Source organism: Bradyrhizobium sp. 44, from assembly GCF_023073095.1.
Classification (GTDB): domain Bacteria; phylum Pseudomonadota; class Alphaproteobacteria; order Rhizobiales; family Xanthobacteraceae; genus Bradyrhizobium.
This window is the reverse complement of the sequence record NZ_JADPIY010000016.1, coordinates 555,644-568,631: the sequence shown is the minus strand read 5'-3', so window position 1 is coordinate 568,631 and position 12,988 is coordinate 555,644. Positions and strand designations below refer to the sequence as shown.

Here is a 12,988-nt window from a genome sequence, read left to right as displayed (position 1 = left end):
GCATCCTGTTCTACGGGCGCTAGCTAAGAGTCGGGTGAGTGCTTTCGTCATTCCGGGGTGGCCCTCGCACAGGCCAGGCCCAGAATTCCCGTTCCAGGCTCGGTCTCTCAGGACCGCCCCCGAATGACGGATCCCACCGCTTGCGTTGCTGCAGTAGCCCAGATGGAGCGCAGCGCAATCAGGGCTACATCCAATTTCACTATCCGTCTTTGGCGAAGAACGGCACCAGCTTGCCGGCGAACCGTTTGAAGCTCGCGCTGACCTCATCGCCGATGGCGAGATCATTCTCACCATGCGCCATCATGCGAAAACCCTCGGCGCAATCGACCAGCAGGATGTTGTAAGGCACGTGCGCGCGCGTCTCGGGCGTGGCGGCGCGGCAGACCAGCGACGTCGCGTAGACCCTGCCCTTGCCGCTGGCGCGCTGCTCGCGCGAATCGGACGCGCCGCAGGCCGCGCAGAAGGCGCGACGAAAATACTGCACATGGCCGCATGCGGTGCAGGTCTGATAAATGACGGCCTGTTCGCCCTTGGTCCAGTCGGCTAGACGCTCGCTCATCGCACCCGCTCCAGGAACATGCTGACGTGAGACGACAGCACGCCGCCGTCGCCGTGCAGCAGCGCGATCGAGGCGTCGCGCACCTGACGATTCGCCGCTCGCCCCGTCATCTGCAGATGGGCCTCGACCAGATGCGCCATGGCGCCGCCGACGCCGCAATGACCGTAGCTGAGCAGGCCGCCATGGGTGTTCAGCGGCATCGCGCCGTCGCGGCTGAAATGGCCGGCGCGCACGCGTGCGGCTGCCTCGCCCCGGCCAGCAAGGCCAAGATCTTCCAGCAGCATCGCGAGCGTGATCGTAAAGCTGTCGTAGATCGCCGCGTAGCGCACGTGGGAAATCGCGAGGCCGGTGGCCTCCCTGGCGCGGGCGACGGAGATCTCGGCGCCGAGTTCGCTTAGGGCGGGCGCTGCAGTGACGTGCTGATGGGTATGAGCCTGGGCACAGCCGCGAATGCGCACGCCGGCCTCTCCGGTCCGCTCGCGGCTGATGACGAAGGCGGCGCCGCCGTCGGACACCGGGCAGCAATCGAGCAGCTTCAGCGGCATCGCCACCGGCTTCGAGGCCATGACGTCGCCAACAGTGATGGAATCGCGGAATTGCGCACCGGGATGGGTGCAGGCGTGGGCGCGCATCAGCACGGCGAATTCGGCGAGATCTTCTTCCGTCACGCCGTATTCGTGCATGTATCTGTTGGCGACCAGACCGTAGTAGGCGGGAATGGTCGGGCCGAGCGGCACCTCGTAGTCGGGATGACCGACCTGCGCCAACGCCTGGATCGAGGCATCGCGGCTCTGCCCGGTGAGACGGTTCTCACCGGCGACCACGAGCACGTTGCGGGCGACTGCAGCCTCGACGAGGTGATGCGCCAGCATGGTCATCGCGAGGCCGGTCGCGCCCCCGACCTGGACGGCGTGGGCGTAACTGGGACGGATGCCGAAATGCTCGGCAAAGACGGTCGCCAGCATGATGTGCGGCGAGACGGTGGAGTAGCCACAGAGGATGCCGTCGATGTCGGCGCGCTCGAGCCCGGCGTCGTCGAGCGCGGCCTGCGCGGCATTGCTCATCAGGTCGAGCGAGGACGAGCCTTCGTGCTTGCCGAAAGGCGTGAGGCCGACGCCGGTGATGAAGCTCATGAGCGCACCTGTGCATCGTCATTCCGGGGCGGCGAACGGGTGACGCCATCGCGGACCATGGCGTCGATCTCGTCCGCGGAGTAGCCGACCTCACGGAGAATTTCCGCGCCGTGCTCGTTCAGCTGCGGCGCGAGCCGCACCGGTTCGGCTTCGGTCTCCGACCAGGTCGCCGTCACCCTCATACTCCGGATCGGCCCTTCAGTTGGATGGTTCACCACCGGGAAAAAGCCGGTCGCCTCCAGATGCTCATCGTGCAGCATCGAGGCGAGGTCGTGCATCGGCATCACAGGCACGTCGGCCTTGGTGAGCAGGTCGATCCATTCCGTTGTGGAACGCGTCTCGAAGATGCGCGCGAGCTCGGCATAGACCACGTCGATATTGGCGGCGCGGCCGGCGAATGTCGCGAACATCGCGTCGGCCCGCAGATCGTCGCGTCCCGTCGCCTTGAAGAAGTTTTCCCACTGCTTGTCGTTGTAGACGATGACGCTGAGATAGCCGTCCGACGTCTTGTAGGGCCGGCGGTCGCGCGAGAGATGGCGGGCGTAACCGCCTTTGTCCAGCGGGGGCTCGTAGGTGAGCCCGCCCATGTGGTCGCCCATGACGAAGCCGGCCATGGTCTCGAACATCGGGATGTCGACGCGCTGACCGCGTCCGGTGCGGTCGCGGTGCACGAGGCTGGCGCAGATCGCGCCGACGGCGGTAAGGCCGACAATGCGATCGACCAGTGCGTTCGGCACATAGCGCGGCACGCCGTCACCGGTCTGCGCCATCAGAGCCGGCAGCGCGGTGGCGCCCTGGATCAGATCGTCATAGGCGGGTTTTGCAGCATACGGCCCGTCCTGGCCGAAGCCGAACACGCCGGCATAGACCAAACGCGGATTGATCTTGGCAACAACGTCATAGCCCAGTTGAAGCCGCGCCATTGCCTGCGGGCGGACGTTGTAGACGAGAACGTCGGCATCTTTCAGCAAGCGCAGCACGGCCCCGCGGCCGGCGGGCTTCTTCAGGTCGAGGCAGATCGAGCGCTTGCTGCGGTTGGTGTTGAGGAACACCGGGCCCATGCCGGCGTGCCGCATCGGACCGATCAGGCGGGTGACGTCGCCGTCCAGAGATTCCACCTTGATGACGTCTGCGCCGTAGTCGCCGAGCATCTGGGTCGCATAGGGACCCATCAGCACGGTGGTCATGTCGACGACCTTGATGCCCTTCAGCGGTCCCATCGTTCGCTCCCGATTGCGCGGGCTCAGATGAGCCCTGCGATTTCGGTCCAGCTAACGGCAGCGGCGTCGCGTGCGCAAGGGTGGCCGGCGTATGGCCGCATGCGCCGGCGGCGAAGGGCCGCTATTTCTTCTGACGGGATTCGCGAATCTTGAGGAGACGGTCGAGCTCCTCATTCTGCTGGTTGATGCGGTCCGCGATCCGCGACTCGTTCTGCTCACCCGAGGCGGCCGCGGCCTGCTCGATGAGCTGGCGGATATTGTCCTCGAGAATCGCGATGCGATCGTTGAGTGCGTCCATCGACAGCGAATCTTCGTAGTCATTGCTCATGATGCATGTCCCGCGAATCAATCAGTGCCGTAGGGTGGGCAAAGCGAAGCGTGCCCACCATGATCTAGCGCAAACAAGATGGTGGGCACGGCGCTTGCGCGCCTTTGCGCACCCTACGAGATCGGGGCTTACTTCAACGGCTCCAGCACGGAGACGTAGTTGGCGACCGCCGCACCACCCATGTTGAAGATGCCGCCGAGCTTTGCATTCTTGAGCTGCATGCCCTCCGGCGCTTGCCCGGCGAGCTGCATCGCGGTCATCACGTGCATGGAGACGCCGGTGGCGCCGATCGGATGGCCCTTGGCCTTCAGGCCGCCGGACGGATTGACCGGCAGCTTGCCGTCCTTGAGCGTCCAGCCTTCCTTGATGGCACGGGCGCCCTGCCCCCTCGGCGTCAGGCCCATCGCTTCGTACTCGATCAGCTCGGCGACGGTGAAGCAGTCATGGGTCTCGACGAAGGAAAGATCGGACAGTGTAACGCCCGCCTTCTCCAGCGCGCGCTGCCAGGCGACCGTGCAGCCCTCGAACTGGAGGATGTCGCGCTTGGACATCGGCAGGAAATCCTGGGCGTGCGCGGTGGCGCGGAAGCCGATCGACTTGCTCATGCCCTTGGCGGTTTCCGCGTCGGCCAGCACCAGGGCAGCGGCACCGTCTGAGACCAGCGAGCAGTCGGTGCGCTTCAGGGGGCCGGCAACGTAGGGGTTCTTCTCGCTCTCGGCGCGGCAGAACTCAAAGCCAAAGTCCTTGCGCATCTGGGCGAAGGGATTGGCGACGCCGTTCTTGTGGTTCTTGGCCGCGATCAGCGCCAGTGCATCGGACTGGTCGCCGTATTTCTGGAAATAGGAGCTGGCGATCTTGCCGAACACGCCGGCGAAGCCGCCGACGGTGTCGCCGTCCTCAGGCAGATAGGACGCCTTGAGCAGGTTCTTGCCGATCTCCGGCCCCGGCGTGCGCGTCATCTGTTCGACCCCGACGACGAGGACAATCCTGGCCGCGCCGGCCGCGATCGCGCGCACGCCCTGATGGACGGCGGCGGAGCCGGTGGCGCAGGCGTTCTCGACCCGGGTCGCCGGCTTGAAGCGCAGCTTCGGGTCGGCCTGGAGCACCAGCGAGGCGGTAAAATCCTGGGGCGAGAAGCCGGCGTTGAAATGGCCGAGCACGATCTCGTCGACATCGCCGGCGGAAATGCCGGCATCCGCCAGCGCCTCATTGGCGACCTTCACCACAAGGCTTTCCACGGTCTCGGTGTCGAACTTGCCGAACGGCGTATGCGCCCATCCGACGATGCTGGCGGTCATGGTCTTTCTCCCTGGCGGTCTCTTGCTGACCTAAGTCTTAGCCCAGGGATGGCAAGACTTCACGCGGGTTTAAGGGCCTGGAGGGTGCGCTGGCAGATGGCAGTTATGCCGGCCCAGTTCCCGGCCCTGATCTCCGCCGTCGGGCACAGCCAGGAACCGCCGACCGCGACCACATTGGGCTCCGCGAGCCAGGTCGCCGCATTGGCCTCGCCGACCCCCCCGGTCGGGCAGAACCGCACGTTCGGGAACGGCCCACCCAGCGAACGCAGCCCCTTGATGCCGCCGGCCTGCTCGGCCGGGAAAAATTTTGCAATGTCGAAGCCGTAGGACAGCGCCATCATCAGTTCGGACGCCGTGGCGATACCCGGCGCAAACGGCAAGGAGCTATGGGTGGCGGCCTTCAACAGGTCCGGGGTCAAGCCCGGGCTGATGCCGAAGGCGACGCCGAGCTTCTCGACACGCGTAAAGTCAGCCGGATTGAGAATCGTGCCGATGCCGACCACCGCCTCGGGCACCTCGGCCATCATCGCCCTCGCAGCCTCGATCGCAACAGGGGTACGCATGGTCACCTCCAGCGTACGGACGCCGCCGGCCACCAGCGCACGCGCCAGCGGCACAGCATCCTGGATACGCTCGATGGTGAGGACGGGAATGACGGTCGCGGCCTTGAACAGCGCGGCGAGGTGGTTCTGCTGGGCAGTCGTGGTCATCTTGGCTTTCGTTTCACTTGGTCGCTTGACGCGTCGTCGCCGGCCGGTGCCGTTTCTTCGGCGGCATGGCATAACCCGGAATGATGGCGCCGGAATAGCAGATCACGAGGCTGGCGAGGCGGTGCCCGGCCTGGGCGGCCTCGACCGGGTCGGAACCGGCGAGCCGCGCCGCGATATAGGCCGCCGCAAAGCTGTCGCCGGCCGCGGTGGTATCGACCACGGGTTTGGTCATGGGCTCGGCGCGGACCTCGTAGGGGCCCCCGGGAAAGCGCAGCAGGCTGACGGGCTCGGCGAGCCGGAACACCAGCTCGGGGGTCGGGATGCGCGCCATCAACTGCTCGTGGCTTTCGCCGGGATAGAGAGCGAGCAGATCCTCGGTCGAGGTCAGCACGATGTCGGCAGCCGCGAAGGCGGCTGAAAACACCTCGCGCGCGACGTCGCGATCCGGCCATCCCCGCGCGCGGAAATTGGTGTCGAACACGAAGCGGGTGCCGAGCAGGCGCGCGCGCTTGATCGCCGCGAAGAGGCGCTCGCGCCCGGCCGCGTCGTAGATCGAGAGCGTGATCGCAGAGAGATAGACGATGTCGTAGCTCATCAGGGAGTTGAGGAGATCGTCCGTCTCCGGCAGATTCATCAGCTGGCGCGCCGCCGCACTGTCGCGCCAGTGGAAGAACTGGCGCTCGCCCTTCGCGTCCAGCTGGATCATGTAGAGGCCGGGCAGCTTGCCGGGCAGCCGCGCGACGCGCCTCGTGCCGACGCCCTCCGCAGTCCAGGCTGCGATCATCTCATCGCTCAGGGCATCGTCGCCAAGCGCGGTGAGATAGTCGACCTTGACCTCGAGCCGCGCGAGGTACACGGCCGTGTTGAGAGTGTCGCCGCCGAATCCACGCGAGTAGAGGCCCCCGCCCTGCCCGCTGGAATGTCCGGCGGATTGTCCACCCTGGGCCTGCCGGAGCTCGACCATGCATTCGCCGATGCAAGCAACGCTCGCCATCACTTTACCCGCTCAGTCAGAGATCAGGCGACGAAATTGCCGCTGAGCTCGTCTTCGATGTGAATGCGGATGATGTCGTCGAAAGTCTTTTCGGCGGTGGTGAAGCCGAGCTCGAGCGACCGCTTTGCATTGAAGTTGCGCGGCCAGCCGCCGACGATGCCGACGATGAAGGGATCGGGCTCCCGCTTGATGCGGGCGGCGACCTTGTCGCCGGCGACGCGTTTCAGCGCAGCGATCTGCTCGCCAACCGTCGCCGACAGGCCCGGCATGGTCAAATTGCGGCGCGGCCCCACCGCGGCGAGGTCCATGGTGCCCGCATGCAGCAGGAAGCCGACGGCGGAGCGCGGCGTGGCATGCCAATGGCGGACGTCCTCGGACACCGGAAGGACCGCTTCCTTGCCGGCCAGCGGCTCCCGCAGGATGTTGGAGAAGAAGCCCGATGCCGCCTTGTTGGGCAGGCCGGGCCGAATGCAGATGGTCGGCAGGCGGATGCCGATGCCATCGAGGAAGCCGCGGCGGGAATAGTCGGCCAGCAGCAATTCGCCGATCGCCTTCTGCGTACCGTAGCTCAGAAGCGGCGTGTGGAAGAACTCGTCGCCGATCGCATCGGGGAACGGCGCGCCGAACACCGCAATCGAGGACGTGAAGACCACGCGCGGCTTGTAGCCGCCCCCTGCGACCCTGACGGCATCGAGCAGCATCCGCGTGCCGTCGAGATTGATGCGGTAGCCCTTGTCGAAGTCGAGCTCGGCTTCGCCCGAGACGATCGCGGCGAGATGAAAGATCACGTCCGGACGGCCGGCGATCAGCTTTTCGGCCGCACCCGGGACGGCAAAATCGCTCGACACGGTCTCGACGGCAAAACCGGCCTTTTCCGGCGTCTTCGGCTCGACCACGTCATGCATGGTCAGCTTGGTGATGTCGCTCTTGCCAAGCCGGCCGTCGCGCAACAACCGTTCGCACAATTTGCGGCCGACCATGCCGGCGGCGCCGAGAACCAGGATGTGCAAGAGCCTACTCCTTTTTATTGGCCGGAACGCGCCCTTGGCGATTCGTCCTGGCACGCTCTCGAGGCAGGCCCCGCGATCATTCCTTCACGGCGCCGGTCATCGCCGACACATAATACTCCACGAAGAAGGAATAAAGGATAACTACGGGAACCGAGCCGGTCAGAGCCGCCGCCATCAGCGCACCCCAATGGTAGACGTCGCCATTGACGAGCTCGGTGATCGCGCCGACGGGGATCGTCTTGTTCTCGGACGAGGAGATGAAGGTCAGCGCGTAGATGAACTCGTTCCAGGATAGCGTGAAGGCGAAGATGCCCGCCGAGATCACGCCCGGCAGCGAAAGCGGCAGCGTGATCTTCATCAGAATCTGCAACCTCGTCGCCCCGTCGATCAGCGCACACTCCTCCAGCTCATAGGGGATGGTGCGGAAATAGCCCATCAGCAGCCAGGTGCAGAACGGGATCAGGAAGGTCGGATAGGTCAGGATCAGCGCCAGATTGCCGTCGAACAGGCCGAGCTGAAATACAATCGCCGCCAGCGGAATGAACAGGATCGAGGGCGGCACTAGATAGCCGAGGAAGATCGCAAGGCCGACATAGCGCGAGCCCTTGTAGCGCAAGCGCTCGATCGCATAGGCGGCGCAGACGCTGGCGAACAGCGAGATGAAGGTCGAGGATACCGAAACGATCACGGTGTTCCACATCCAGAGCGGATAGTCGGTGTCGAAGAAGAGCTTCTTGATGTGCTCCAGCGTCGGATGCACGATCCAGAACGGATTGTACTTCTCGTAGTCGTACATTTCCGCGTCCGGCTTGAACGTCGCGACCGCCATCCAGTAGAACGGGAACAGCAGGAAGAAGATGATCAGGCCGAGCGGAAGGTAGACCCGAAAAAACTTCCGCGGGAAGCTCTCGAGGTAGTCCATTCCGACGCTTTGGTCGTCTGCCGTGGTCATGGTCAGTCCCTCCCGCCCTGCTGCCAGCGGGAACGCTGAAGCCCAAAGAAGCTGAGCAGGATCGCCGCAACCAGGAATGGAATCATCGCGTTCGAGATCGCCGCGCCCTCGCCCAGATTGCCCCCGGTGATGGCACGCTGGAACGACAGCGTCGCCATCAGATGGGTGGAGTTGATCGGCCCACCCCGCGTGATGGTGTAGATGAGCTGGAAGTCGGTGAAGGTCATCAGCACCGAGAACGTCATCACGACCGCGATAATCGGCGACAGCATCGGCAGCGTGATGTGGCGGAAGCGCTGTAGATTGGTGGCGCCGTCGAGATTGGCGGCCTCATAGAGCGAGGGCGAGATGGTCTGTAATCCCGCCAGCAGCGTGATCGCCACGAAGGGCACGCCGCGCCAGATATTGGCGGCGACGACCGACCAGCGCGCATTCCAGGGATCGCCGAGGAAGTCGATATAGCGTGTTATCAGGCCGGCCTTCATCAACACCCAGGAGATGATCGAGAACTGGCTGTCATAGATCCACCAGAACGCGATCGCAGAGAGCACCGTCGGCACGACGAAGGGCAACAGGACGATGGCGCGGACCATCGACTTCATCGGCAGCCGTTCGTTGAGCAGCAGCGCCAAATAGAGGCCGATGGCGAATTTCACCGCGCTGGCGGCGACCGTGTAGAAGATGGTGTTGAACACCGAAAGCCAGAACACCGAGTCCTTCGCCAGCGAGACGAAATTCTGGAAGCCGATGTAGCGCCCGGCGCCACCGATCTTGGTGTCGGTCATGCCGAGCCAGAAGCCCAGCGCCAGCGGGTAAGCCAGAAACAGGATGAGGATGGCGATCGCCGGCACCATGAACATCGCGCCGAGGAAATTCCGGCTCTCGAATGCTCTGGTCCACAAGCTGCTGCGCTTGACCTGCGCGGCAACGGGCTCGGCCATAACTGCCATGTCGGATTCCCCTCGACGAAAAGTCGCGGCGTCCGGCGAACCGGACGCCGCGTAGATTGGATCTGATCAGACCTGGTAGTAGCGCTTGGCGCGCTCGGCTGCGCGTGCGGCTGCCGCCTTCGGCGTCACGGAGCCTGACGCGGCCTCCGCGAACATGTCGACGACGACGAAGTCGCCCATCACGGCGGCCGAGGCATAGCCGAGATCGCCGGCATAGCCGTTGTCGCGGCAGCGCTTCAGGCAGTCGCGATACGGCGTGATCTTCGGATCCGACGTCCACACCGGGTTGTCGTTGTAGGCCGGAAGCGGCGGCGACACGTAGCCGTTGGAGGAGACCTCCCAGGCGTCGTAGTTCGCCTTGTCCATCATGAACTTGATGTATTCCTTGACGGCCTTCGGATACTTCGAGTGCTTGTAACCGTAATAGACGAGCACGTTCTGCTGCTCGGTCGACACGCCCACGGGACCGATCGGCATCGGCGCGTGGTTCATGTCCTTGGCGATTTCCTGCTGCTTCGGATCGGTCGAGTTCTTTCCGACGGTCCAGATCGAGATGCCGTTCAGCGTCAGGCTGAGCTCGCCGTTGAGGAACGCCTTGTTGTTGTTCGAGTCATTCCACGACAGCACGCCGGGGATGAAGGTCTCGTAGAGCTGCTTGACGTATTCGAGCGCGGCGATCGTCTCCGGCGAGTCGATCACGACCTCGTTCTTGTCGTTGACGACCTTGCCGCCGAAGGCCCACAGCGCCCACTGGCACCAGCCGTTGGCGTCGCCCGTGGCGTGGCCGAGCGCGAAGCCGGCCGGCGTGTTGTTCTTCTTCAGCGCTTGGCAGAGCTTGAGGAAGCCGGCAGTGTCCTTGGGGAATTCATCGAAGCCGGCGGCCTTCACGTGGCTGACGCGGTAGTTCAGGCAGCCGCCGGTCGCGCCCTGCGGAATGGCGATCCAGCTGTTGCCCTTCTTGCCGTAGCGCTCGGCAACCGGGTACCAGCCACCATACTGCGCGCCGAGATAGTCGGCGACGTCAGTCATGTCGATCAGCTTTTCCGGGAATTTGTGGGGATCATCGAGCGTCCCGATGATCAGGTCAGGACCGGCGCCGACATTGGCGGCGACCGCGGCTTTGGGACGGATGTCCTCCCAGCTCTCGGCCTCGAGCTTGATCTTGACGCCGGTCTTCTCGGAGAACGCCTTGGTCTGCTCGGCAAATTTGTCGAACTCGGCCTGAATGAACTGCTTCCAGCGCAGCACGCGGATGGAGGCGTTCGGCTCGGGCGTGTTGGTCCACTCCGCCGCGCGCACCGGGACGATACCCGGGCCGGCCAGCAGGGCCGCGCCGCCCAGACCGACTTTAAGCACACTTCGCCTGTCGAAATCGCTCATCGTTCTCTCCCTAAATTTTATATTTGTATTGGGTCGTCTTGTATTGGGCAGTTCTGCTTGGGCAGTTCTTTGGCGTCGCTACACGCGTTTGCCCGTCGCCTCGTCGAACAGATGAATCACGGAGGGATCGGGCTTCAGCTTGACCTTGTCACCCGGATTGAACTGGTGACGTTCGCGGAAGACCGCGACGACCTGCTCACCGCCGAGCTTCGCAAACACCTGCGTTTCCGAGCCGGTCGGTTCGACCACCACGATCTCGGCATCGGCACCGTCGTCAGCGATGGTGAAATGCTCGGGACGCACGCCGTAAACGACAGGACGCCCGTCGGATGCCGCCGGCGCGTTCCTGAGCGGCAGCTTGACGCCATTCGGCCCCTCGAAGGTCGCAACGCCGTTAACGCGCACATGACCTTTCAGGAAGTTCATGGACGGCGAGCCGATAAAGCCGGCGACGAACTGGTTCTCGGGCTTGTCGTAGAGCTCGAGCGGCGTACCCATCTGCTCGACGATGCCGTCATGCATAACGACGATCTTGTCGGCCATGGTCATGGCCTCGATCTGATCGTGGGTGACGTAGACCGTCGTGGTTTTCAGCCGCTGGTGCAGCTCCTTGATCTCGGTGCGCATCGCGACGCGCAGCTTGGCGTCGAGGTTCGACAAGGGCTCGTCGAACAGGAACACCTGCGGATCGCGCACGATGGCGCGGCCCATGGCGACGCGCTGGCGCTGCCCGCCGGAGAGCTGGCGGGGATAGCGTTCGAGCAGCGGCGACAGCGCAAGGATCTCGGCGGCGCGCTTGACGCGTTTGTTGATCTCTTCGGTGCTCTCGCCCCGCAGCTTCATCGAGAAGCCCATGTTCTCGCCGACCGTCATATGCGGATAGAGCGCGTAGTTCTGGAACACCATCGCAATGTCCCGCTCCTTGGGCTGGACATTGTTGACGACGCGGTCGCCGATCGAAATCGTGCCTGAGGTGATGTTCTCGAGACCGGCGAGCATGCGCAGAAGCGTCGACTTGCCGCAGCCGGAGGGACCAACCAGGACGACGAACTGGCCGTCCTCGATCGGAATCGAAACGCCGTGCAGGACTTCAAAATTGCCGAACGATTTCCGCACGTCGCGGATTTGCACAGACGACATCTAGCTCCCTCCTCGAAAGTCCACGACGCATCTCGCGCCGCGACCGTCTTGTTTTTTCAGACTTCACCGAACGAAGCCCAACCTTAGCGGGCGCCATTGTCGGCAGTTTGTGCGGTTTTGGCAATTTGTCTTTGGTTAGTCTGTGCTGGTAGCGCTGTCAACGTTCCTTTGTTTGCGACAGTGAGTGTGTTAAGAGCAGCAAATGGGTCGAAACCGCACCAAGTCAGGCAAAATCCGGCTGGCGGAAGTCGCCGAGCTTGCCGGCGTAAGCCCGATCACGGCGTCCCGCTTCTTCCGCAATCCCGAGGCGCTGTCGGTCGCCAAGCGGACCCGGGTCGAGAGCGCGGCCAGAGAGCTCGGCTATGTGCCGAACCTGGCGGCACGCGCGTTGGCCTCGCAGCGCACCGAGGTGATCGGTGTCTTGATTCCGTCACTAACCAATAATGTGTTCTCCGACGTGTTGCGCGGCATCTACGACGCCTCCGAAAACAGCCGTTACTCGATCCAGCTGTCCAACACACGCTACAGTATTCTCCAGGAGGAGAAGCTGCTGCGCCTGTTTCTTGCGCAGAAGCCGGCCGGGCTGATCGTCACCGGCATCGACCAGACCACGGAATCGCGCGCGATGCTCGATGCCGCCGACTGCCCGATCGTGCAAATCATGGAGATCGGACCCAATCCGGTCGACATGATGATCGGCTTTTCGCACTATGACGCAGCCCGTGCGGCGGTTGCGCATCTGTTCGCGCAAGGTCACCGCAAGATCGGCTTCGTCGGCGCGCGGATGGATCCGCGGGTGCAGCGGCGGCTCGACGGATATGTCTCGGCCATGAAGGACGCCGGACTGTTCGAGCAACGCCTCGTCGTCACGACGGCGACTCCGACCTCGGTAACGCTCGGAGGCGCCCTGTTCACCGATCTCCTGGCGCGGGAGCCCGGCATGGACGCGGTGTTCTGCGCCAATGACGACCTCGCGCTGGGTGTGCTGTTCGAATGCAGGCGCCGCGAGATCGCGATCCCAGAACAGATCGCGATCGTCGGCTTCAACGATCTCGAATTCATGGCCTCCGCCGTCCCGACTCTCACGAGCGTGCGCACCAACCGCTACGAGATGGGCAACACGGCCGCCAGCATGCTGATCGACGCGATTGACGGACGTCGCCCCGAGCATCCGGTGCTCGATCTCGGCTTCAAGGTGATCGAGCGGCAAAGCTCGTCGGCGCGGCGTTCGGACAACCGGCCAGCCGTCTCGGGCGCGGGCGCTGCGAACAAAATGGTAGCGTTACCAAGCGGCCATGATTAGTATCGGATTTG

At 64.0% G+C, this 12,988-nt stretch carries 13 protein-coding genes; 1 reads left to right on the top strand and 12 read right to left on the bottom strand.

Annotated elements, in window-relative coordinates:
• Positions 1 to 199 precede the first annotated feature (199 nt).
• The 12 genes from IVB41_RS19175 to IVB41_RS19120 form a co-directional block, all read right to left on the bottom strand.
• Entirely contained in the window at positions 200 to 559 is a 360-nt protein-coding gene (locus IVB41_RS19175; protein ID WP_247286567.1) for a Zn-ribbon domain-containing OB-fold protein, read from the bottom strand.
• Complete coding sequence (locus IVB41_RS19170; RefSeq protein ID WP_247433882.1) at positions 556 to 1,692, bottom strand: thiolase family protein; 1,137 nt, start codon at positions 1,690 to 1,692, stop codon at positions 556 to 558. Before IVB41_RS19170 ends, IVB41_RS19175 begins: the two co-directional genes overlap by 4 nt.
• A complete protein-coding gene (locus IVB41_RS19165) occupies positions 1,689 to 2,912 on the bottom strand; it encodes a CaiB/BaiF CoA-transferase family protein (protein ID WP_027569543.1) in 1,224 nt (407 codons plus the stop codon). Before IVB41_RS19165 ends, IVB41_RS19170 begins: the two co-directional genes overlap by 4 nt.
• A 121-nt stretch (positions 2,913 to 3,033) precedes the next feature.
• Positions 3,034 to 3,240 carry a hypothetical protein gene (locus IVB41_RS19160; RefSeq protein WP_027517389.1) on the bottom strand — a complete coding sequence of 69 codons (207 nt, stop codon included), beginning with the start codon at positions 3,238 to 3,240 and terminating at the stop codon, positions 3,034 to 3,036.
• Positions 3,241 to 3,368: 128 nt separating this feature from the next.
• Positions 3,369 to 4,538, bottom strand: coding sequence for an acetyl-CoA acetyltransferase (locus IVB41_RS19155; RefSeq protein ID WP_027569542.1), 1,170 nt, complete (start codon positions 4,536 to 4,538; stop codon positions 3,369 to 3,371).
• Positions 4,539 to 4,597: 59 nt separating this feature from the next.
• Positions 4,598 to 5,248, bottom strand: a complete 651-nt coding sequence (gene eda / locus IVB41_RS19150; RefSeq protein ID WP_204510940.1) for a bifunctional 4-hydroxy-2-oxoglutarate aldolase/2-dehydro-3-deoxy-phosphogluconate aldolase — start codon at positions 5,246 to 5,248, stop codon at positions 4,598 to 4,600.
• Between the two features lie 13 nt (positions 5,249 to 5,261).
• Entirely contained in the window at positions 5,262 to 6,242 is a 981-nt protein-coding gene (locus tag IVB41_RS19145) for a sugar kinase (RefSeq protein WP_247433879.1), read from the bottom strand.
• Positions 6,243 to 6,265: 23 nt separating this feature from the next.
• Positions 6,266 to 7,252 carry a D-erythronate dehydrogenase gene (denD, locus tag IVB41_RS19140; protein ID WP_247433875.1) on the bottom strand — a complete coding sequence of 329 codons (987 nt, stop codon included), beginning with the start codon at positions 7,250 to 7,252 and terminating at the stop codon, positions 6,266 to 6,268.
• Between the two features lie 76 nt (positions 7,253 to 7,328).
• The gene (locus IVB41_RS19135; protein WP_007592322.1) at positions 7,329 to 8,204 is read right to left on the bottom strand and encodes a carbohydrate ABC transporter permease; all 876 of its coding nucleotides are present in this window, start codon (positions 8,202 to 8,204) and stop codon (positions 7,329 to 7,331) included.
• A gap of 2 nt (positions 8,205 to 8,206) precedes the next feature.
• Positions 8,207 to 9,154, bottom strand: a complete 948-nt coding sequence (locus IVB41_RS19130; RefSeq protein WP_247286573.1) for a carbohydrate ABC transporter permease — start codon at positions 9,152 to 9,154, stop codon at positions 8,207 to 8,209.
• 66 nt (positions 9,155 to 9,220) lie between these two features.
• Positions 9,221 to 10,534 (bottom strand): ABC transporter substrate-binding protein, encoded by a 1,314-nt coding sequence (locus IVB41_RS19125; protein ID WP_027517383.1) that lies wholly within the window; start codon positions 10,532 to 10,534, stop codon positions 9,221 to 9,223.
• A gap of 78 nt (positions 10,535 to 10,612) precedes the next feature.
• Entirely contained in the window at positions 10,613 to 11,674 is a 1,062-nt protein-coding gene (locus IVB41_RS19120; protein ID WP_007592328.1) for an ABC transporter ATP-binding protein, read from the bottom strand.
• A 202-nt stretch (positions 11,675 to 11,876) separates the two neighbouring features.
• Here IVB41_RS19120 and IVB41_RS19115 point away from each other — a divergent pair, with 202 nt between their 5' ends.
• Positions 11,877 to 12,977, top strand: coding sequence for a LacI family DNA-binding transcriptional regulator (locus IVB41_RS19115; RefSeq protein ID WP_247433871.1), 1,101 nt, complete (start codon positions 11,877 to 11,879; stop codon positions 12,975 to 12,977).
• The last annotated feature ends 11 nt before the right edge of the window (positions 12,978 to 12,988 follow it).